Source organism: Nocardia barduliensis (assembly GCF_013315795.1).
Lineage (GTDB): Bacteria > Actinomycetota > Actinomycetes > Mycobacteriales > Mycobacteriaceae > Nocardia > Nocardia barduliensis.
Map to the genome: position 1 here is coordinate 28,861 of NZ_JABLTE010000001.1, position 19,552 is coordinate 48,412.

Here is a 19,552-nt window from a genome sequence, read left to right on the forward strand (position 1 = left end):
CCGCTGTCCGCATCGAAAGGATGTGCCGTGAACTGGACACTCGAGGTCGTGATCGTGCCCGTGTCGGATATCGACCGGGCCAAGCGGTTCTACGCGGAGCGACTCGGCTTCGCCGTAGACCACGACACCAAGATCGACGAAAACGTCCGCATCGTGCAACTCACCCCGCCCGGCTCCGGATGTTCGATCGTGATCGGCAAGGGCGCGGTCCCGGACATGACGCCCGGCTCCCAGCAGGGCCTGCAACTGGTGGTCAACGACCTGCGCAAGGCCCACGAGGAACTGACCTCCCGCGGCGTCGAGGTCACCGAAATCCAGGTCCTCGGCGAGAACCCGTCCCCCATGCCCGACCCCCTGGACAACGTCGGATTCTTCTTCTTCACCGACCCCGACGGCAACGGCTGGGGCGTCCAGCAGATCTCCACCCGCCCGTGAGCGAACTGATACCGGAAACGGACCTGACCGCGTGGAGCCGGTAATCCGTGGCCGCGCAGCGGATTTCGACCCGTCCAAGGGTGTGGTGGTGACGAACGTCGAGTGGGTCTGTCTCGGCTAGCGGTTGCCGAGGAAGAGGGTTTGCGTGCTGCGGCCCAAGGGGCCCTTTTCGTCGTAGAGCGCCGATTCGGCCATACCTATGCCATGGGGTTGGGGATAGGTGACGGCGTCGAGGCAGACCCATTCGCCTGCCGGCTGGCGGTGCAGGGTGACCGTGAGGTCGGTGTTGATGAACAGGTATTCCGACCAGTCCAGCACCGCGCTGACGCCGTTTCCGGAATCCGCGGCCGCGAGGGTGCGCTCCAGCGGGCTCGGGTCGGTGCCCGCGACGATCGGGTGCTTGATCCTGATCCAGCAGATAGCCGGCCCCGGTTCGGAGAAAGACCCGCTGACGAAGCGGTAATCGATGGCGGTGTGGAAGCCGATCGGCTGGGTGGACGGGAACGGTTCGGGTGCGTGCGCCTCTTCGGGACCGGGGCGCGTGCCGGTCGGCAAGAAACGTTCCGGCAGCGGCAATTCCGGTTCGGCCAGCTTGAAGCGCCAGGCGTTCGCCCGCAGCACCGGCCCCCGCTCGGTGGACAGCGTCGCTTCGATGAGCTCCACACTGCGGCCGGAGCGGACGACGCGCGCCGCCGCGGTCAGCGGTGCCAGCGGCACCGGGCCGAGGATCTCGACGGCGACCCGGCCGACCTGGAATCCCGGTCGCGGTTCGCACCGCTCGATCACGTGCCCGAGCAGCGCCGAGGGCGGACCCGCGTGCTGGGCGTCCGGTGACCAGGGGCCGCGGGTCAGCTCGGTCGAGAGGTAGCGATCCGGCTGATCCGGGTCGGGGAGGTAGAACGCGTCATGCACGGCCGCGCCCCCGGGTCGGCTCGTTGCACGACCGCACACTGTGTCCTCGGTTGCTTCGCTGGCGCTCACCCACGTTGTACGTCCTCCAGGCCGATCGTTCCTTGTCTCGACGGTAGCCCGCTTCAAATACGGGCCGCCGTCAGACCCGGCCGAACGCCAGCGCGACGTTGTGCCCACCGAAACCGAACGAGTTGTTCAGCGCGAAGTCGATGCGCTGGGCACGCGGCCGGCCCACCCGCGACAGATCGCTCGATGCGGAGGCTGGATGTGAGCGCGATGGGAGGCGTTCAGTTGACGCGAGCAGGATGCCGAGGGTCAGCTCGCGAGCTCGGAAGGTGCTTGGCGGGCGTCGAATTTCGTTGCCAGCGTCTCCAGTAGCCAGTGGTATTTGGTGTTCTGGAATGCGGCGAGCTGCCATCGGCCGTCTTGTCGCACGGCGACGGTGGTCTGCACTTTGGTGTTGCGCCGGGTGCGCCGCTGTTTGCCTTTCAGCACGGCGCCTTTGCTGTGGACGATCGCGATATCGGGTGTCAGGAAGCGCAACTGGGTGATCTCCCCGTCCAGCCGGGTGCCCTTCAAGTACTTCTCGAACAGGGGTACATGGCTCGCCGCGATGGCCGCTCGCCCTTTGAAGTGCGTGCCGACCCAGGTGACGTAGTCCGCGTCCGGTGTGAACAAGGCGGCGAAAGCTTCGGCGTCGCCGTCGGCCCATGCCTGCGCTTGGCGATCGAGCAGGTCACGGATGGCGTCGGAGTCGGTGCGCTGGTCGACGGACATGGCATCTCCCGTAAGATGAACCGATCAATAACTGATCGAGTAAATAGTTGAGTCAGTAAGATATTGATCGAGTAAGGCGAGGTTGTCAACATGTCGAACCGTGCGGAGTTGGGCGCCGCGCTGACGCTGGCCGCCCAGCGCAGCGCCACCGACGCCGTGATGATGCACCAGGCGGTGGCCGATCGACTCGGCCTGCACGTGACCGACCTGCGCTGCCTGAATCTGCTGCGTCTCGGCGGCCCCGCCACGGCGGGTGAACTCGCCACCCAGACGGGCCTGACCACCGGTGCCATCACGCGAATGATCGACCGGCTGCTGAAAGCGGGCTATGTCCGCCGCGAACACGACGAGCAGGACCGGCGTCGGGTCATCGTCAGCGTGGTCCGAGAGAAGATCGATGAGATCGCGCCGCACTACGAAGTGCTGGCGAACGAATTCGGCGCGGCCATGGCGGAGTACACCGCCGAGCAGTTGGAACTCGTGCTCGAGGTGTTCGACCGGCTACACGAGACGTCGTTGCGGGTTACCGCGCTGCTACGGGGAGCGGAATAGCGCACCCGCTGCCCGTCCGTGGTGTTGCGGCAGATCGCTACCAGGCGACGGGCGGATCGGCGAATGCGCCGGGCGCGTGGGCGATCGGGTTGTAGTGCGTTTCGGTGCACCGATCACTGCTCGCGGGATTGTCCTCGGGTGCGGTCGTGGCTGAGTGTTCCGCCCCGCGTGACCTGGGGCGTGTCACGTGATGGTGGTTGCAGTGCGGCTGAGGGGGGTTGGGCCTGTCCCTCGGTCAGTAGTCGTGCGACTTCAGGGGGAAGGCCCTCGCGCATGGCGCGGGCGATCCGTTCGGCGGCTATCCACGCTGTGCGGGCGGCCTCGGCGGGGTCGCGCTCGGATGCGGTGTTGCCGGTCTGTCCGGTGTCGGGGGCGCGTTGCTGCTCGGCCTGCTGGGCACGCTGGTGTCGGGTGTGCAAGTTGAGCATGGCTTGCATAGCCCGCTCGTCGGCGCGGGCTGCGGTGCGTTCTTGTTCGATTCGCTGCGTGTCCGCCTTGGTGGGTGCTCGCAAGAGGGTCTGCTCGGCTGCCTTGATGGGTTGCTCGCGGGCGCGCTCACGCTCGGTGCGCTCACGCTCGCGTCGCTTGCCCAGCTCGATCGCCTCGGCGAACTGTTCGCGGGTGACGGTGATGACGACGAACTGATCGGGGTAGCGCTCGGACAGTTCTCGCATTTTCACCGCGACCTTGGAATCCACTTTGGCCCCGGGAACCTTGTACCACTCGATGGTCCATCCGGCCTCGAGCGCGGCAGCGTCCTTCTCGAGCTGGGGCAGGCACTTGTCTCCGAGTCGTCCGGCCTTGAACTCCATTGCTCGCAACCGCTCGGGGTTGGCGGAGTCGTGGAACCGGCGACCGGTTTTGGTGTCGTACCGCAGTTCTGTCGTCCACCCGGTTTCCGCTGTCCGGCCGAGCAGTTCACACATCCCATCGCGAAACAAGTTGCCGAATTCGCGCGAGCGAGCGCGGGAATCTCGCACACGCCGATAGTCCGCAGGCAGCCGGGCACGCAGACCACGAAACCACTGCCGGTCGACATACCGGCGGTAGCGCTCTTCCTCATCCATACCATCCCCCCTGCGCAAGAATCAGGTGGTCTTGCTAATGGCGTTGTGCGAGCCAGACACTCAGCGGCAGGCGTCCGGCATCCACCCATTCGCGGTGCGCGGTCTGCATCCGCTCGAACGTCCGTGCCCAGAAGTGCCCGATCCGCCGGTCCATGGCTGCTGTCAGCTGAGAGATCACGGTGAAGTACATCTCTGTGAACGGCAGATCGACCACTGGCCCGAAACCTCGGGTGCGCTGCCTATCGTCGTGGCTGGGCACGTTGTACCAGTGGCCTTCGAACCTGCGCCGGAAGACTTCACCGAGATAACGGTGGAATCCGTCAGCAATCGCACAGTTCTCCGGCAGACCTACCGACTCGAAAGTGGGAAACAGCTCTAGCGCGCGGGCTTCCGCATGGCGCAGCCCGTCGGCCGACCACGGATCTTCGGGCATGCCCGGCGCTGTCTCGGTGAAGAATCGCGCCAGGGCCGCGTCCATACCGGCGACCCAGGCCAACCATCGGGGGTCGTGCTGGTCGGCGTCCATCTGCCGACGTTCGGCCTCGGTGTAGGCGACGTCCCTGCCCATGATTCCTCCCTGTCCGATCACACCCCGCGACGACGAACAGGCAGAGTTTCCCACGTCTACGGGCGGCCGTGCGCGAAACGCCCGGCCCATAGACACTGGGATCGGCTAGGAGTCCTCGAGTGCGCCCACTCGGCCGAGCGAATATCCGCCCGGCCGCCAGCCGCACGAGAGTCGGCTCCCCGAAAGCCTCGAACTTCGTAGTCTGTCTCCTAGCTGCATGATGGAACTCCACAGGTACCGTCGCAAGGGGAGCCATCGGCGGAGGAGTACGCCATGAACGACATTCCACCGAACGAAGTCGGGCGCAGGTTGCGCGAGATCCGCGCGTGGCGCGGGCAGAGCCTACAAGTTGTCGCAGGGCTTGCCGGTATCTCGTTCGGTTACCTCGGTCGTCTCGAGCGCGGCGAACAGCTGCTGACCAACCGGCACACCCTCGAAGCGCTCGCGCGAGCGTTGCGCGTCGCGCCATCCGAGTTGAACGGTCGACCGTGGGAAACTCCCGATGGCCCTGGAATGGAAGCCTATGCGGGCGTGGTCGCGGTGGAGAAAGCGCTCGACGTATGTCAGCTCGGGGACGACCCCGGTTGCCAGATCCGGGATTGGCCGGAGGTTCACGCCGAAATCGTTCGACTGGAACAGCACCGAGCCGCAGCGGACTATCAGGTGATCGGTGACCGCTCCCCAGCGCTGCTCATGGAACTGCATTCCATGTATGTCCGGCGGCCCGAGTTTCGTCGGCAGATTCTTATTGGGATGATCGGCTGTTACTTCGCGATCATGGTGATGGCAAAACGCCTTGGCGTGCGGGGGCTTCCTCTACTTGCTGCCAAAGCTGCGCAAAACTGCGCAGAGGAACTTGATTCCCACGCCTGGCGGGGAGCCGCCATGTGGATGCGCGGCAATGTCACCGGATCGCTGTCCCGGCCGCAGCAGTACAGCCGCGCTGTAACTTTGGCCGACGAGCTGACCAGCAGCTTGGACAATCCCGACGTCCTCCAGGCATACGGGATGCTGCATCTGTCCGCCGCGCTTGCGGCCGCAGTTCAAACCGATCGTGTCACCGCCGATATGCACCTCAACGAAGCATCGAGTATCGCCGATCGGATGGACAAGGACGTCGGTGAGTTCGGTCGAATGTGGTTCGGTCGCGTCAACGTCGGAATCTGGCGCTCATCTATCGCCATAGAACTCGGCGACGGCCCCAAGGCGGTCGAAGCTGTGCACGGGTTGGACCTCGGATCCATACCCGACCCTGCGCGGCTGGCCGGATTCTATGCCGAGGCTGGTCGCGTAATGCTTGCCGAGCAGAAGCATCGAAACACCGGACTGGAACTCCTTCTCAAAGCTGAAGACCTTGCCCCCGAGCGCATTCGAAGCGATATTTTCGTGCGCGAAGCTGTGGCAGACCAGCTTCGCGCTGCTCGCCGGGACGCGGGCGGCAGAAACCTGCGTGGACTGGCATGGAGGCTAGGTATCGCCCCCGAACTCGGCTCTCGCTGAGGCGGTTTGTCCTTCGTGGACAAATCTGTTGTGCCACCGCTCATAACGTCCTCTCCGGCCCCGACGCCGGGGTGGGCGGGCCGATTCCTCATCTCGGCCGCACCAGCGCGGTAATGGTGTTGATGCCCTCGGCGTCGGGTGCTTTCCAATCGGATCGCAGGGAGGCACAGGGGTATGGATGCGAGCAGTGAGCGGGGATTGTTTTCGGCGGGGGTGTACCCCAGGTCCGCGCACCGCCCGTTCGGCGACCACATCGACGCAGGGGTGCGGAGGTGAGCGCAACAGGTGCGGAGGGTTTCGATCTGACGACCCCGCACGGGCGGTGCGCGTTCTACAAACTGGTGTGCCAGCTCCCGGCCGAGGTTGAACCGGAAGCCCTCGGCCGCATTGTGGTGCGAGCGGGGTCGATGGTGTGGGGTGTGTCGGTGCCCGAACCGTTGGGCCACGCGGTGGCGGAGCGGTTGCGCAGCGGTGGGCACAGTCTCGGACCGATCGTCGCGCACCCGTCTTCGCGGACCTGGACGTTCCTTGTCCGCCCCGATCTGCCCGACGACCCGCGCACGTCAGCGGGGTTGTTCCGCGACCGGGTGAAGGTGATTCGCGACGGTGCGTTGATCGCGCTTCCGTCCCCGGCCGACAGCACCAACGGATACCGGGCATGGGTGGAAGCGCCGCAGGACACCTACCGGCCCTCGGGCCGGGTGGTGGTCGATGCGGTGCGCGCGTGCCTGCTCGCGCGAGCGGTTCGGGCGCGTCGATGAACTGGCGCGCGGTGTTGCGGGTGATGCCGTGACCGGCCCGGCTGGGTCGCCGCACCCGGACGAGCCCGACGTTCACCTGTCGGTGTACCTGCACGATCAGCGCATGGACTTCGCCGCTTGCCTGACCGCCGCCGTGGTGTTCGTGCAGGAATGGAACACCCACCAGCGCCCCGACGCGGTGACCGTGCTGCCCGGCGACCCGACCGGGCTCCCACGCTTGCCCTGCGAACGGCTCTACCTCGAACCGTGAACCGGCGGCCCGCCGCCCGTCGCATCCTCGAGACGCGGCGGGCGGCGGCTGGTCGCTACGAGACGACGGGCAGATAGACCGCGTTGCCTTTGTCGGCGAACTCGGCGGACTTCTCCGCCATGCCCGCCTCCAGCGCTTCGGTCTCGGTCAGGCCCTGGCGCGCGGCGTACTCGCGCACGTCGGCGGAGATCCGCATCGAGCAGAACTTGGGGCCGCACATGGAGCAGAAGTGCGCGGTTTTGGCGGGCTCGGCGGGCAGCGTCTCGTCGTGATACTCCCGCGCGGTGTCCGGGTCCAGCGACAGCGCGAATTGATCACGCCAGCGGAATTCGAAACGCGCCTTGGACAGCGCGTCGTCCCGCTGCTGCGCGTGCGGATGCCCTTTGGCGAGGTCGGCCGCATGGGCGGCGATCTTGTAGGTGATCACGCCCACTTTGACGTCGTCGCGGTTGGGCAGGCCGAGGTGTTCCTTCGGCGTGACGTAGCACAGCATCGCGGTGCCCGCCTGCGCGATGATCGCCGCGCCGATGGCCGAGGTGATGTGGTCGTAGGCGGGCGCGATGTCGGTGGCGAGCGGGCCGAGGGTGTAGAACGGCGCCTCTTCGCACCACTCCTCTTCCAGCCGGACGTTCTCCACGATCTTGTGCATCGGCACGTGACCGGGACCCTCGATCATCACCTGCACGCCATAGGATTTGGCGATCTTGGTCAGTTCGCCCAGGGTGCGCAGCTCGGCGAACTGCGCCTCGTCGTTGGCGTCGGCGATGGAGCCGGGCCGCAGGCCGTCGCCGAGGGAGAAGGTGACGTCGTAGCGCGCCAGGATCTCGCAGAGTTCCTCGAAGTGCGTGTACAGGAACGATTCCTGGTGGTGCGCCAGGCACCACGCCGCCATGATCGAGCCGCCGCGCGAGACGATGCCGGTGACCCGCTTGGCGGTCAGCGGCACGTAGCGCAGCAGCACGCCCGCGTGCACGGTCATGTAGTCCACGCCCTGCTCGCACTGCTCGAGCACGGTGTCCCGGTAGATCTCCCAGGTGAGCGCGGTGGGATCGCCGTTCACCTTCTCCAGCGCCTGGTAGATGGGCACGGTGCCGACCGGGACGGGGGAGTTGCGCAGAATCCACTCGCGAGTCTCGTGGATGTTCTTGCCGGTGGACAGGTCCATGATGGTGTCCGCGCCCCAGCGCGTGGCCCACACCATCTTCTCCACCTCCTCGGCGATCGAGGAGGAGACGGCCGAGTTGCCGATGTTCGCGTTGATCTTGACCAGGAACTTCTTGCCGATGATGGTCGGCTCGAGTTCCGGATGCTTGTGGTTGGCCGGGATCACCGCGCGGCCGGCGGCCACCTCTTCGCGCACCACCTCCGGCGCGACCCCTTCCCGCGCGGCGATGAAGCGCATCTCCGGCGTGACGATGCCTTCCCGAGCCCAGGCGAGCTGGGTGCGCGGCCCCGCCCCCTCGGGCTTGGTCCAGGTGTCGCGCAGCTTCGGTAGACCGCCTTCGAGATCGATCGTCGCCGTCTCGTCGGTGTACGGGCCGGAGGTGTCGTAGACGTCGAAGTGCTCCCCGTTGGTCAAGTTGATCCGGCGCACCGGAATGCGCAGGTCGTCGACCTCGAGATAGTGCTTGACGCTGCCCTCGATGGGGCCGGTGGTGACGCTGTCGACGGATGCGGATCGGCCGTCGGACGCATTGGCGAGTGCCATCGTTTTCCTCCCTACGCCGGCATTACCCGGTCAGGTTCATACGGTCGACGGCCCTGACGCCTCTCGGCTAGCCGTCCTCTCAGCCCGCTGGTGCGAGCCCCCGTTGGTTGTGAAATTTTCCCGCCCGACCATACCCGGACCGCACGAACACTCGCCCGGCGATTCGCCGTTTACGGGGCCTCCGTCGTCTCCGGCCCGGCCGAATGGCCGGGCTCGCCGTGGGTGCGGCGGGCCTCTTTCATCTCGGCCTCGTAGAGGTGGCGGCGACCTTCGAGCAATTCCTCTCGGGCGGCGCGTTCGATGTCGCGGAACAGGCCGTAGTACCCGTCGTCGTATTCCTCCACGATTTGGAATGTCCAGCGTCCGGCCAAGACGTTGCGCCCGATCAGCTCGGTGGATACGCGGTCGGCCAAGCGGGCGTGGCCCGCCTCGCGCAATAGCTCCACCGCCTCGTCGAGGGCTAGGTCGGCCCCGCCGGTCAGCTGGTGGAAGGCGTACAGGTGGCCGCGGGCGCGTTCGACGGTTTCCAGAGCTTCCGAGAGTTTTCCGGTGGCGGCCACGGTGACGTCGTCGACGCCATCGGGCCGGCGGTGCGCAACATCCGGGCGATCGGTCATGACCTCGCTCCTTGGCGTATGTGGCGGCTGTAGCGGCGGCGTACCCGGATAGCGTCGTGCTCAAGCGCCGGAAGCTCGCTCCGGCGGCCCGGCGCGCAGTGCGCAGCGGCGCAGCCAACTCCCCGACGCCCGCCACCGGGGCGAGCAGGTCGGCCCACGGCGAGCGCGACCGAGACAACAGGCGTCGGCGGAGCTGGTGGTGGTGGCGTCGATGAGCCGGAACACCGTCCTCAGCGCGGATGTGCCGGGTGAATACGGCCGGTTACCTCGCCCAGTCCGATCCGTGCGGTACCCGGACCGGGGGCCGACGCGGTGATCGTCACTTCGTCGCCGTCCTCCAGGAAGGTGCGCGGCTGGTCGTTCACCAGGACCGGTACGCTGCCGCCCCAGGACAACTCGATGAACGAGCCGCGCTGGTCCGGCGCCGGACCGGAGATGGTGCCGGAGGCGTACAGATCGCCCGTGCGGGTGGACGCGCCGTTCGCGGTGAGATGGGCGAGCATCTGCGCCGGTGACCAGTACATCCGGGCGTACGGCGGGTACGCGACCGGCTGGCCGTTCCACGCCACGGTGAGTTCGATGTCCAGGCCCCACGGCTCGGTTCCCCGCAGGTAGGGCAGTGGCGCGGGCAACTGCTCCGGCGTCGGTATCCGCGCCGCGTCCAGCGCCGCCAGCGGCGTGATCCACGCCGACATCGAGGTCGCGAACGATTTGCCGAGAAAAGGGCCGAGCGGCTGGTACTCCCAGGCCTGGATGTCGCGGGCGGACCAATCGTCGACCAGCGCGACGCCGAAGACCCGGTCGGCGAACTCATCGATCCCGACCGGTTCGCCGAGCCGCGAGCCGACACCGACCACGAAGCCGAGCTCCGCTTCGATGTCCAGCCGCCGTGACGGACCGAAATCAGGTACACCGCGCTCCGTCGCGCGCTGGCCGCAGGGCCGCGTGACCGCGGTGCCGGAGACCACGACGGTGCCCGCGCGGCCGTGGTAGCCGACCGGCAGGTGCCGCCAGTTCGGCAGCAGCGGGTCTCCGTCCGGCCGGAACAGGCGGCCGAGATTGGTCGCGTGATCGATGCTCGCGTAGAAGTCCACGTAATCGCCGATCCGCACGGGCAGCCGCAGTTCCACGGCGGCCAGACGATGGACCGCGCTGCTGTCGATCTCGCCGTCCACCGCTTCGCGGACCCGCTCGCGCACCGCGCCCCAGCGCGCGCGGCCCTGCGCCAGGAAGGCGTTCAGGCTCGGTGCGGCGAACACCGGGTCGTCCAGTACGGCGGCCAGGTCGATGACCTGGTCACCGAGCCGCACCCCCACCCGAGGGGATCGGCCCTCCGGAGCGAACACCCCGTACGGCAGGTTGTCCCTGCCGAACAGTGAGTCGGGCGGTACCTCGACCCTCGTCCTCACTCGGGGCCCCGCCCGGACCAGGTCCACGCGTAGGTCGGATCCTCGCAGGCCACAGCCCCTTCGCCGAGCTCCAGCGGGCGGAACGTGTCCACCATGACGGCCAGTTCGTCGAAGTACTCGATGCCGATGCTGTTCTCGTAGGCGCCGGGCTGTGGGCCGTGGGCGTAGCCGCCGGGGTGCACCGACACCGAGCCCTGGGTGATCCCCGACCCTTTGCGCGCCTCGTAGTTCCCACCGCAGTAGAACATGACCTCGTCGGAATCGACGTTGGAGTGGTAGTAGGGCAACGGGATCGACAGCGGGTGGTAGTCCACCTTGCGCGGAACGAAATCGCAGACGACGAAGTTGGCGCCCTCGAACGCCTGATGCACCGGCGGCGGCTGATGCACGCGGCCGGTGATCGGTTCGAAATCGCCGATATTGAAGGCGTACGGATACAGGCAGCCGTCCCAGCCCACCACGTCGAACGGGTGGGTGGCGTAGACCATCCGGGTGCCGACGACCTGCCCGCCGGGGCGGTGCTTGACGAGCACCTCCACCTCGGTGCCGGACGCGGTGATCGTCTCGTCCGGACCGCGCAGGTCGCGCTCGCAGTACGGGGCGTGCTCGAGCAACTGGCCGAACCGCGACAGGTAGCGCTTCGGCGGCGTGATGTGGCCGGTCGCCTCGATCACGTACGCCCGCAACGGCTCCGGTCCGGTGGGCCGCCAGCGGTGCGTCGTGGCGCGCGGGATGAGCACCTGGTCGCCCTGCCGCGCGGGCAGCGCGCCGAACACGGTTTCGACCACCGCCGCGCCGGATTCCACGTACACCAGCTCGTCGCCGATCGCGTTGCGGTACAACGGCGATCCGCCTTTGGCGACGACGTAGGAGATCCGCACGTCCGCGTTGCCGAGCAGCAGCCGCCGCCCGGTGACCGGATCGGTCTCGGCCGGGGTGTCGCCGGGGAACAGGGTGTGCAGGCGCAGATGACGATGGCGTAGCGGATGATTCGGCGTGGTCCGCTGATCGGGCAACTCCCACACCGTCGAGTCCACGATCGCCGGCGGCAGGCCACGGTGATAGAGCAGCGAGGAGTCGCCGGAGAAGCCCTCCTCGCCCATCAGCTCCTCGTAGTAGAGCCGGCCCTGCTCGTCACGATGCTGGGTGTGCCGCTTCGGTGGTACCGCACCCACTCGCCGATAGAACGCCATGACCGTTCCTCCGCCAACCGGTGGTCGGATAGTTGATCACCATCGTAGTGAGAACAGACCCGGAAAAACCGGCTATCAGGCGTTTCGCAGGGCGCGGTAGACCGCGGCGCCGACGAACTCGCCGAGATCCGCCGGTGTCCAGCCGTCCTGGTCGGCCAGCAGCGCGCGCACGGCCGCCTCGCCTGCGGAAACCCACTGCTCCACCAGCACGGGCAGCTTGCGTTCGGCGTCCACGGTGCCCCAGGCCCGCAACGTCGGACGCAGGAGCTTGGCGCAGCGCTCGATGACGAGCGCGCGGCCGCGACCGAACGAGTTCGCCACCGCGGGGTCGGGATTGCCGTAGACCAGCCGCCACGCGTCGGGCCTGCTCGCGGCCTTGGTCAGCAGCGCGCGGAAACCCTCGATGAACACGGTTTCGTCCGCGTCCACGTCGCGCGGGGTCACCACCTCGAGCACGCCGCTGACCAGGTAGCCCTCCTCGCGCTGGATCAGGGCCTCGATCAGCTCGACCCGATCGGCGAAGCAGGCGTAGACCACCGGCCGGGTCACCTTCATCCGCTCCGCGATCGCGGCCATGGTCACCGCGGCGATGCCGTGCTCGACGGCGATGGCCAGCGCGGTGTCGAGGACCTGCGGGCGGCGGCGTTCCGGGCCGAGGTGTTGCGCCCGCTGTCGCGGCCCCACCGGCGCATCGCCGTTCAGGCCGCCCAGCCTGGCGCCCGCTGTCCGGTTCCCGGTGCCGCGGCGGGGGAAAGGCGGCTGTGCCGGGCGGGTCACGAGCGTCCGGGCCGGTCGGCGAATTCGGCGATCACCGGGGCGTGGTCGCTGGCCCCCTTGCCCTTTCGTGCCTCGCGGTCGACCATCGCGTCGGTCGCGGTGGCGGCCAGGGCCGGGGAGGCGAGAATGAAATCGATGCGCATTCCCTCTTTACGCGGGAAGCGCAGCTGCGTGTAGTCCCAGTAGGTGTAGACGCCCGGCCCCGGTGCGAACGGACGCATGACGTCGGCGTACCCGGCGTCGACGACGGCCTGGAAGGCATCGCGCTCCGGCTGCGAAGTGTGCGTCTTGTCGGCGAAGTACTCCACGGACCACACATCGTCGTCGGTCGGCGCGATGTTCCAGTCGCCCACCAGCGCGATCTCGGCCTGCGGGTCCTCGGCCAGCCAGCGGGCGCCGTTGTCCCGCAGCGCGGCAAGCCATTCCAGCTTGTAGGCGTAGTGCGGATCGCCCAGCGTGCGGCCGTTGGGCACGTACAGGCTCCACACTCGCACGCCCCCGCAGGTGGCGCCGAGCGCGCGGGACTCGACCACCGGCGTGCTGATCAGCGACTCCTGCGCGTCCTTGTCGAACCCGGGCTGACCGGGAAAGGCGAACTCGACGTCGGTGAGGCCGACCCGGGAGACGATCGCCACCCCGTTCCACTGGTTGATGCCCAGGTGGGCCACCTCGTAGCCGAGTTCGTCGAAGCGCTCGAACGGGAACTGGTCGTCCCGGCACTTGGTCTCCTGCATGGCGAGCACGTCGATGTCCTGGCGGTCGAGCCAGTCCGCGACACGGTCGAGCCGGGAGCGGATCGAGTTGACGTTCCAGGTGGCGAGACGCACTGCGGCCTTCCTTCGCACTTTCGAGGGGTCTGTTCTACCGCAGGCCGCCGGGCCCGGCGATCGGTTCCGGCGCGGCGTACCGGTAGGCGTGATGTTCGATGAAACCCAGGTCGCGGTACATCGCGATGGCCGCCTCGTTGGTGGCCTCCACCTGGAGATAGGCATGCGTCGCGCCGCGGTCGTTGCCCCAGCGCACCAGCTCGGCGCAGACCAGCGACCCGAGCCCGTGCCTGCGGTGCGCGGCGGCGACGGCCACGCAGGTGAGGCCGACCCAGCGGCGTCCGTCCGGGGCGGTGGTGAGCGCCCCGCGGCCGATCGCGATGGGCCGCGGCAGGCCGAGCGAGGCGAAGCCGAGTTCGCCGTCGATGACCGCGGTCAGCACCTCGGGAACCGGCACGGGAGCGGAAAACCCCCGCGCGGCCGGATCTTCGCCGCCGTAGCGGTGCAGCTCCAGCCAGTCGGCATCGGGAGCGGGCGCGATCCGCACCATCGAAGGCCCCTGCGGCAGCACGAAATTCTCGATATCGATGGCCAGCATGAGCGTCTCCCGCCAGGTGTGCCAGCCGGGCGGCGCCGTGGCCAGCCGGTCGGGCAGCGCGAGCCGCAAGGGCAAGCCGTGCGCGGTGTACCACTCGCCGATGCGGTGCAGCGTCTGCGCGGACGCGACGGCCGGGCTCGCGGAGCTGCCGAGCGGCACGGCGGAATTCGCTCGACCGGTGTACCCGTGGCCGGCCCGCACCAGCCAGCCGTCGATCCAGGTGTGCTCGACGCCGGGCCAGGCGTAGGCGGCGGCGGCCTCCAGCGCGCGGATCTCCTTGGTGCGAATCGGCCGGGGACCGATGGCCTTCAGCGCGATCACGCGGTCCGGCGCGACCGAGACGATCTCGCCGCTCGCGCCGCGCACGGTCGGCGGGTCCAGCGACACGAGCTCACCGATCACGTCGGTCAGCGGTTGGGGATAACCCGCGGGCAGCTGATAGCGCAGCACCACGCGGCGGCCGAGCGGGATGTCGGGCAGGCCGGCGGCGGGGTCAGTCGTCATGCCCGAACGGATCGGGGTCGGTGCCGGGCAGCCAGCTCAGCCCCGGTGTGCCCCAGCCGTTGCGCTTGATCGCCTTCTTGGCCGCGCGTGCGTTGCGGCCGAGCAGGACGTCCACGTAGAGGAACCCGTCCAGGTGCCCCACCTCGTGCTGGAGCATGCGGGCGAAGAAGCCCTTGCCCTCCACCTCGACCGGCTCGCCGTGCTCGTCGGTGCCGGTCACCTTGGCCCATTCGGCGCGGCCGGTGGGGAACTGCTCGCCGGGCACCGACAGGCAGCCCTCCTCGTCGTCGTCCGGGTCGGGCATGGTCTCCGGGATCTCCGAGGTCTCCAGCACCGGATTGATCACCGCACCGCGGCGCCGGGTGGCGGTGCCGTCCGGGCCGAGATCGGGGCAGTCGTAGACGAACAGGCGCAGCCCGACCCCGACCTGGTTGGCCGCGAGTCCGACGCCGTGCGCGGCGTCGAGTGTGTCGTACATGTCCGCGATGAGCGGAGCCAATTCCTCCGGCGACTGGGTGACCCGCTCGGTCGGATTGTGCAGAACCGGGTCGCCGACGATCACGATCGGGAGGATTGCCATGGCCCAATTATTGCCGTGGGTGCCGCGTCACAGCGCCTCGGGTGTCCGCGCCACCGGGAAGGCTACCGGCGGGTAGGGAACACGCCGCGCCGTGGACCGGCGATTCCCGGCGGGCGTGGTTCAATATTCCGCGACGTACAAGCACCATTTTCGTCTGGTGGTCACTCGGCGAGGGAGCGAGATGGACGGCGCAGCGGCACGGAATCTTTCCGCGATCCAGGACGGCCCGACCGCGAGCGAAGACGCCGCGGCCGAGCAGGCCGACGGCGACGGACTGAGCAGGCGCGAACTCGACATCCTGGCCTTCGAGCGGCAGTGGTGGAAGTACGCGGGGGCGAAGGAAGAGGCGATCCGCGAGCTGTTCGCCATGTCGCCGACCCGGTACTACCAGGTGCTGAACACGGTCCTCGACCGGCCGGAGGCGCTGGCCGCCGATCCGATGCTGGTGAAACGGCTGCGCAGGCTGCGCGCGAGCAGGCAGAAGGCGCGCGGGGCGCGGCGACTGGGATTCCAGGTGTGACCCGGCGATGCCGACCTGGACCCGCCCGGTGCGACTAGGCTCGCGAGGGTGAGCTACCCGAATCCCACCTCCGGTGGGCCACCGTTGCGTGCCCTGGCGATGGTGCTGATCGCGTTGGCCATCGTCTTCGCGGGCCTCGGCGCGATGTCGCTGTCGAATTCCGACGCCGATACCGACGCCTCGGGAACCAGCGAAACGCCGACCGCGAGCGCGTCCGCCGCGCCTCAGGTCCCGGCGAGCACGACCGCGCCCAAGGCGGCGACCTCGGCCGCGGCCTCGTCCACCACGGCGGCGAGCGGGACGCCGACCAGCACCGCCGCGCCGACCACCTCGGCCGCGGCCCGTTCGGTGCCGGTGCGCGTGCTCAACAACAGCATGGTGGCCGGGCTCGCCGCCAAGACGGCCGACCAGCTCTCGGCGAGTGGCTGGACGATCGCCGAAACCGGCAACTACCCGGGCGCGGGTATCGCGAAAACCACGGTGTACTACGGCAATTCGCCGGGTGACAAGGAGGCGGCGCAGGCCATCGCGGACGAGCTCGGCGCGTCGGTTGCGCCGAAGTCGAGCGGGATCGGGGACTCCGGGCCGGGTGTAACGGTGATCGTCACGGGTAATTGACCCGTGTGGCCGCCGGGCCGCGCGGACCGGCGGAGGCCGGATGAGGGCGCGCCGCCCTGTCGGGGGCGTGGCACGGCGGGCGTGGCATCATCTTGTCCGGTAACGAACGTGTCCACCCAGCTTTACTCGTAAACTCGGTACTCGTAAAGGAGTTCCCCGATGGCCCCGTCCACTACTCGACGCCCGTCCTGGCGGACTGTGACCCCGGTGCTCGCGGTCGCGGTCTTCGGCCTCGCCGCCTGCTCGAACAGCCAGGAGTCGAGTGACGTCCAGGGAACGACCCCGCCGGTGTGGACCGGGGCCTCCGCCCCGGCCGGACTGCCGAGCACCGAGCACGGTACGCCGCACACCTCCGCCGGGGCGAGCGTGCAGCTCAAAGACCCCTCCGGCGCCTCGGTCGGCACCGCGAGCTTCGTCGAGGACGGCAACCACCTGCAGGTCACCGTCGAGGCGCACGGCCTGCGTCCCGGCTTCCACGGCATGCACGTGCACCAGATCGGCAAGTGCGAGGCGAACTCGGTCGCGCCGACCGGCGGCCCGGCGGGCGACTTCTTGTCCGCGGGTGGTCATCTGCAGGTCGGCAGCGCCAACGCGCACCCGGCCAGCGGTGACCTGACCTCGCTCGAGGTGCGCTCCGACGGCGCCGCCAAGCTGGTCACCACCACCGACTCGGTCACGCTGGACGAGGTGAAGGGCAAGGCCCTGATCATCCACGCCGACGCCGACAACTTCGGCAACATCCCCAACCGATACGTCCGCGCCGATGGCGTCGCGGGCCCCGACGAATCGACCCTAGCGACGGGCGACGCGGGTGGCCGTGTCGCCTGTGGCGTGATCCAGTAGCGCGGGTGGCATATGGCCGGGGCAGGAATCGAGCACGTTCCCTTCGAAGGTTCGCCCCGGCCCACCATCGGGGTCGAATGGGAGATCGCGCTGGTGGACAAGGTGACCCGCGATCTGTCGAATACCGCTGCCGCGGTCTTCGATTCGCTCGGTGACCTGCGTGCGCACGACGGCACGCCGCAGGTGACCAAGGAGCTGCTGCGCAATACCGTGGAACTCGTCACCGGCGTGCACGAGACCGTCGGCGCGGCGGTGGAGGACCTGACCGGCACCATGAACACCGTGCGGCGCGCGGCCGACCCGCTCGGGGTCGACCTGTTCTGCGCGGGCACCCATCCGTTCGCGCAGTGGTCGGCCCAGCAGCTGACCCGGTCGGAGCACTACGACGAATTGATCGAGCGCACCCAGTGGTGGGGCCGCCAGATGATGATCTGGGGCGTGCACGTGCACGTCGGAGTCTCGCACCGCGACAAGGTGTTTCCGATCCTCAACTCGTTGCTGCTGTCGTATCCGCATCTGCTCGCGCTGTCCGCGGCTTCGCCGATGTGGTCCGGGTCGGACACCGGTTACGCCAGCAACCGCACGCTGATGTTCCAGCAGTTGCCGACCGCGGGCCTGCCGTTCCAATTCGAGAACTGGACCCAGTTCGAGCGTTTCGTGTACGACGAGCGCAAGACCGGTGTCTTCACGCAGCTCGGCGGCATGCACTGGGACATCCGCCCGGCGCCCAAGTGGGGCACCATCGAGGTGCGGGTCTGCGACGGCATCTCCACCCGCGCGGAACTCGCCGCGATCGCCGCGCTCATCCACTGCCTGATCGTCGACCTGGACCGCCGCGTCGAGAGCGGCGAGAACCTGCCGACGCTGCCGCCGTGGCATGTGCAGGAGAACAAGTGGCGGGCCGCCCGTTACGGGCTGGACGCGATCATCATCACCGACGCCGACAGCAACGAGCGTTTGGTCACCGACGACCTGAACGATCTGTTGAACCGGTTGGAGCCGACGGCGGCGCGGCTGGGCTGCGCGGACGAACTCGCGCTGGTGGCCGAGATCCCCAAGCGGGGCGCCTCCTATCAGCGGCAGCGGCGGGTTGCCGCGGCAGCACAGGGCGACCTGGTCGCGGTCGTGGACGCGCTGGTCGAGGAGCTGAAACAGTAGCGACCGCCCGCGGATAGGTCGGCTGCTGTTCAGCTGGCCAGGGGGACGGCGTTCACCCGCCGTTTACTATGGTCGGATGCTAGTCGAAGACCCGGGTTTCAGAGCAGGAAGTGCGGCGCCGAGCCGCCACGTTCCACAGACCCGGGTTCGGGTCACCGCGGCGGTGGCCGCGGTGCCGGTTCTGCTGATCGCGCTCCAAAGCATCGCCGCCTGGCAGGGATTCGAAGGCCCGCTGGAAAGCCTGGCGCGGGATTACGTCGGCACACCCAAATCCATGTCGGTGCCCTGGGCCGGGCTGGTGCTCGCGCTGGTGGGCATTTCGGCCCGGCGGCGGGTGCTCGCGGTCGGCGCCGCGGTGGCCGTCGACGTGGTGTGGGCGGGCACCCGCTTGCTGGCGGGGGAACCGTTCGCGATCGGCAACGGACCGGTGCTCGTGCTGACCGGCCTCGCGCTGGTGGCTTGGCTGCGCTGGTCCGGCGTCGAACGGCGCGACGCGCTGCGCGCGGCCGCGCTCGGCGCGTTGCTCATCTTGGCCACCAAGGTCGGCGACGTGTGGCTGCACGTCACCGTGATCGGCAAGCCAACGGTGCTGGACGAGTACGTGATGCTGGCCGACCACGCGCTGGGCGACCCGTCCTGGGTGCTCGGCCGAGCGGTCGACGCGCTCGGGCCGGTGGTCTACGCGGTGCTGCACTGGGTCTACATCGAGCTGCCCGTGGCGGCCATCGTCGTGGCTGTGTGGCAGCTGCGCCGAGTGGCGTCGTCGGGCCGGTGGCCGTCGCACTATCTGGTGCGGACCTTCCTGGTGCTCGGGCTGATCGGTCCCCTGGTGTATGTGCTGTTCCCGGTTGTCGGGCCGATGTTCGCCTACGGCCCGGACGGCAACGGGCTGCAACTGGGGAACTATTGGCCGGCCGTGGTGCCGCCGATCGACCGGAATCCGATGCCGCTGCCGTTCGACGCGGCGGTTCCGCGCAACTGCATGCCCTCCATGCACACGGCGTGGGCGCTGTCGGTGTTCCTGCACACCCGCCGCGGCATCGACGGCGAGACCGCTCCGAGCTGGCTGCGCTGGGGCGGCGCGTTCTGGCTGCTGGCCACCCTGGCCGCCACCCTCGGTTTCGGTTACCACTACGGCGTCGACCTGGTCGCGGGCGCGGTGCTGTGCCTCACCGTCGAATCGGCGCTGCGCGAGCCGGAGCGCGGCTGGGGATGGTTCCGGGTTCGGCTGGTCGCCTCCGGTGCGGTCGTGCTGGCCGCGCTGCTGCTGTCCTACCGGTACCTCGCCGTGCCGATGGCCGAATACCCGGTGCTCGCGGGCACCGTCGTGCTCGGGCTGCTGGCCGGACTGGCGGCGGCGTTCCACGCGACGTGGTTCGCGACGGTGCGGCAGGAGCGGCAGGCAGAACGGGAAGTCGAGCCCGCCGCGCCCTGATGC

General features: G+C 68.6%; 22 protein-coding genes. 10 read left to right on the plus strand and 12 right to left on the minus strand.

Annotated features, from left to right (window positions below; translation table 11 throughout):
• The first annotated feature begins 27 nt into the window (after positions 1 to 27).
• Positions 28 to 435, plus strand: a complete 408-nt coding sequence (locus HOV91_RS00145; protein ID WP_174183327.1) for a VOC family protein — start codon at positions 28 to 30, stop codon at positions 433 to 435.
• 117 nt (positions 436 to 552) lie between these two features.
• Here the strand turns inward: HOV91_RS00145 and HOV91_RS00150 are convergent, their stop codons facing one another.
• Together HOV91_RS00150 and HOV91_RS00155 are read right to left on the minus strand one after the other, a co-directional pair.
• On the minus strand, positions 553 to 1,347 hold the full coding sequence (locus HOV91_RS00150; RefSeq protein ID WP_174183328.1) for a thioesterase family protein: 795 nt from the start codon (positions 1,345 to 1,347) through the stop codon (positions 553 to 555).
• 315 nt (positions 1,348 to 1,662) lie between these two features.
• Positions 1,663 to 2,124 (minus strand): SgcJ/EcaC family oxidoreductase, encoded by a 462-nt coding sequence (locus HOV91_RS00155; protein ID WP_174183329.1) that lies wholly within the window; start codon positions 2,122 to 2,124, stop codon positions 1,663 to 1,665.
• Positions 2,125 to 2,214: 90 nt separating this feature from the next.
• On the opposite strand from HOV91_RS00155, the gene HOV91_RS00160 reads away from it, so the two are divergent.
• Positions 2,215 to 2,676 (plus strand): MarR family winged helix-turn-helix transcriptional regulator, encoded by a 462-nt coding sequence (locus HOV91_RS00160; protein WP_174183330.1) that lies wholly within the window; start codon positions 2,215 to 2,217, stop codon positions 2,674 to 2,676.
• A gap of 113 nt (positions 2,677 to 2,789) precedes the next feature.
• On the opposite strand, the gene HOV91_RS00165 is transcribed toward HOV91_RS00160, so the two are convergent.
• Complete coding sequence (locus HOV91_RS00165; RefSeq protein WP_174183331.1) at positions 2,790 to 3,743, minus strand: hypothetical protein; 954 nt, start codon at positions 3,741 to 3,743, stop codon at positions 2,790 to 2,792.
• Between the two features lie 34 nt (positions 3,744 to 3,777).
• Positions 3,778 to 4,311, minus strand: a complete 534-nt coding sequence (locus HOV91_RS00170) for a hypothetical protein (protein ID WP_174183332.1) — start codon at positions 4,309 to 4,311, stop codon at positions 3,778 to 3,780.
• A 273-nt stretch (positions 4,312 to 4,584) separates the two neighbouring features.
• On the opposite strand from HOV91_RS00170, the gene HOV91_RS00175 reads away from it, so the two are divergent.
• The 3 genes from HOV91_RS00175 to HOV91_RS00185 all read left to right on the plus strand — a co-directional run bounded on the left by HOV91_RS00175 (position 4,585) and on the right by HOV91_RS00185 (position 6,822).
• Positions 4,585 to 5,811 (plus strand): helix-turn-helix domain-containing protein, encoded by a 1,227-nt coding sequence (locus HOV91_RS00175; RefSeq protein WP_174183333.1) that lies wholly within the window; start codon positions 4,585 to 4,587, stop codon positions 5,809 to 5,811.
• A 272-nt stretch (positions 5,812 to 6,083) separates the two neighbouring features.
• On the plus strand, positions 6,084 to 6,572 hold the full coding sequence (locus tag HOV91_RS00180; RefSeq protein ID WP_312884405.1) for a DNA-directed RNA polymerase subunit beta: 489 nt from the start codon (positions 6,084 to 6,086) through the stop codon (positions 6,570 to 6,572).
• A 28-nt stretch (positions 6,573 to 6,600) separates the two neighbouring features.
• Positions 6,601 to 6,822 carry a hypothetical protein gene (locus HOV91_RS00185; protein WP_174183334.1) on the plus strand — a complete coding sequence of 74 codons (222 nt, stop codon included), beginning with the start codon at positions 6,601 to 6,603 and terminating at the stop codon, positions 6,820 to 6,822.
• 55 nt (positions 6,823 to 6,877) lie between these two features.
• Here the strand turns inward: HOV91_RS00185 and thiC are convergent, their stop codons facing one another.
• The 8 genes from thiC to HOV91_RS00225 form a co-directional block, all read right to left on the minus strand.
• Positions 6,878 to 8,530: a phosphomethylpyrimidine synthase ThiC gene (gene thiC / locus HOV91_RS00190; RefSeq protein ID WP_217439155.1), complete on the minus strand. Its 1,653-nt coding sequence runs from the start codon at positions 8,528 to 8,530 to the stop codon at positions 6,878 to 6,880.
• 170 nt (positions 8,531 to 8,700) lie between these two features.
• Positions 8,701 to 9,147 carry a hypothetical protein gene (locus tag HOV91_RS00195; RefSeq protein ID WP_174183335.1) on the minus strand — a complete coding sequence of 149 codons (447 nt, stop codon included), beginning with the start codon at positions 9,145 to 9,147 and terminating at the stop codon, positions 8,701 to 8,703.
• Between the two features lie 230 nt (positions 9,148 to 9,377).
• A complete protein-coding gene (fahA, locus tag HOV91_RS00200; RefSeq protein WP_312884406.1) occupies positions 9,378 to 10,556 on the minus strand; it encodes a fumarylacetoacetase in 1,179 nt (392 codons plus the stop codon).
• Positions 10,553 to 11,749, minus strand: coding sequence for a homogentisate 1,2-dioxygenase (locus HOV91_RS00205; RefSeq protein ID WP_174183337.1), 1,197 nt, complete (start codon positions 11,747 to 11,749; stop codon positions 10,553 to 10,555). The genes fahA and HOV91_RS00205 overlap by 4 nt, the downstream gene beginning before the upstream one ends.
• A gap of 75 nt (positions 11,750 to 11,824) precedes the next feature.
• Positions 11,825 to 12,433 carry a TetR/AcrR family transcriptional regulator gene (locus HOV91_RS00210; protein ID WP_312884419.1) on the minus strand — a complete coding sequence of 203 codons (609 nt, stop codon included), beginning with the start codon at positions 12,431 to 12,433 and terminating at the stop codon, positions 11,825 to 11,827.
• Between the two features lie 89 nt (positions 12,434 to 12,522).
• The gene (locus tag HOV91_RS00215) at positions 12,523 to 13,353 is read right to left on the minus strand and encodes an exodeoxyribonuclease III (RefSeq protein ID WP_174183338.1); all 831 of its coding nucleotides are present in this window, start codon (positions 13,351 to 13,353) and stop codon (positions 12,523 to 12,525) included.
• Positions 13,354 to 13,387: 34 nt separating this feature from the next.
• Positions 13,388 to 14,395, minus strand: a complete 1,008-nt coding sequence (locus HOV91_RS00220; RefSeq protein WP_174183339.1) for an N-acetylglutamate synthase, CG3035 family — start codon at positions 14,393 to 14,395, stop codon at positions 13,388 to 13,390.
• Positions 14,385 to 14,975, minus strand: a complete 591-nt coding sequence (locus tag HOV91_RS00225) for a peptide deformylase (RefSeq protein ID WP_174183340.1) — start codon at positions 14,973 to 14,975, stop codon at positions 14,385 to 14,387. Before HOV91_RS00225 ends, HOV91_RS00220 begins: the two co-directional genes overlap by 11 nt.
• A gap of 181 nt (positions 14,976 to 15,156) precedes the next feature.
• Between HOV91_RS00225 and napA the strand changes: the two genes are divergently transcribed.
• The 5 genes from napA to HOV91_RS00250 all read left to right on the plus strand — a co-directional run bounded on the left by napA (position 15,157) and on the right by HOV91_RS00250 (position 19,549).
• Positions 15,157 to 15,495, plus strand: a complete 339-nt coding sequence (gene napA / locus HOV91_RS00230) for a nucleoid-associated protein NapA (RefSeq protein WP_174183341.1) — start codon at positions 15,157 to 15,159, stop codon at positions 15,493 to 15,495.
• Between the two features lie 48 nt (positions 15,496 to 15,543).
• The gene (locus tag HOV91_RS00235) at positions 15,544 to 16,113 is read left to right on the plus strand and encodes a LytR C-terminal domain-containing protein (protein WP_174183342.1); all 570 of its coding nucleotides are present in this window, start codon (positions 15,544 to 15,546) and stop codon (positions 16,111 to 16,113) included.
• A 159-nt stretch (positions 16,114 to 16,272) separates the two neighbouring features.
• Entirely contained in the window at positions 16,273 to 16,956 is a 684-nt protein-coding gene (sodC, locus tag HOV91_RS00240; RefSeq protein WP_174183343.1) for a superoxide dismutase[Cu-Zn], read from the plus strand.
• A 12-nt stretch (positions 16,957 to 16,968) separates the two neighbouring features.
• Positions 16,969 to 18,114 (plus strand): glutamate--cysteine ligase, encoded by a 1,146-nt coding sequence (locus HOV91_RS00245; RefSeq protein WP_174183344.1) that lies wholly within the window; start codon positions 16,969 to 16,971, stop codon positions 18,112 to 18,114.
• A 76-nt stretch (positions 18,115 to 18,190) separates the two neighbouring features.
• Positions 18,191 to 19,549: a phosphatase PAP2 family protein gene (locus tag HOV91_RS00250; protein ID WP_174183345.1), complete on the plus strand. Its 1,359-nt coding sequence runs from the start codon at positions 18,191 to 18,193 to the stop codon at positions 19,547 to 19,549.
• Positions 19,550 to 19,552 lie beyond the last annotated feature (3 nt).

Coding starts and splice junctions, on each gene's coding strand:
- HOV91_RS00155 (WP_174183329.1), bottom strand. CDS start 2,124: ATGTCCGTCGACCAGCGCACCGACTCCGACGCCATCCGTGACCTGCTC.
- HOV91_RS00160 (WP_174183330.1), top strand. CDS start 2,215: ATGTCGAACCGTGCGGAGTTGGGCGCCGCGCTGACGCTGGCCGCCCAG.
- HOV91_RS00165 (WP_174183331.1), bottom strand. CDS start 3,743: ATGGATGAGGAAGAGCGCTACCGCCGGTATGTCGACCGGCAGTGGTTT.
- HOV91_RS00170 (WP_174183332.1), bottom strand. CDS start 4,311: ATGGGCAGGGACGTCGCCTACACCGAGGCCGAACGTCGGCAGATGGAC.
- HOV91_RS00175 (WP_174183333.1), top strand. CDS start 4,585: ATGAACGACATTCCACCGAACGAAGTCGGGCGCAGGTTGCGCGAGATC.
- thiC (WP_217439155.1), bottom strand. CDS start 8,530: ATGGCACTCGCCAATGCGTCCGACGGCCGATCCGCATCCGTCGACAGC.
- HOV91_RS00195 (WP_174183335.1), bottom strand. CDS start 9,147: ATGACCGATCGCCCGGATGTTGCGCACCGCCGGCCCGATGGCGTCGAC.
- HOV91_RS00205 (WP_174183337.1), bottom strand. CDS start 11,749: ATGGCGTTCTATCGGCGAGTGGGTGCGGTACCACCGAAGCGGCACACC.
- HOV91_RS00220 (WP_174183339.1), bottom strand. CDS start 14,395: ATGACGACTGACCCCGCCGCCGGCCTGCCCGACATCCCGCTCGGCCGC.
- HOV91_RS00225 (WP_174183340.1), bottom strand. CDS start 14,975: ATGGCAATCCTCCCGATCGTGATCGTCGGCGACCCGGTTCTGCACAAT.
- napA (WP_174183341.1), top strand. CDS start 15,157: ATGGACGGCGCAGCGGCACGGAATCTTTCCGCGATCCAGGACGGCCCG.
- sodC (WP_174183343.1), top strand. CDS start 16,273: ATGGCCCCGTCCACTACTCGACGCCCGTCCTGGCGGACTGTGACCCCG.
- HOV91_RS00245 (WP_174183344.1), top strand. CDS start 16,969: ATGGCCGGGGCAGGAATCGAGCACGTTCCCTTCGAAGGTTCGCCCCGG.
- HOV91_RS00250 (WP_174183345.1), top strand. CDS start 18,191: ATGCTAGTCGAAGACCCGGGTTTCAGAGCAGGAAGTGCGGCGCCGAGC.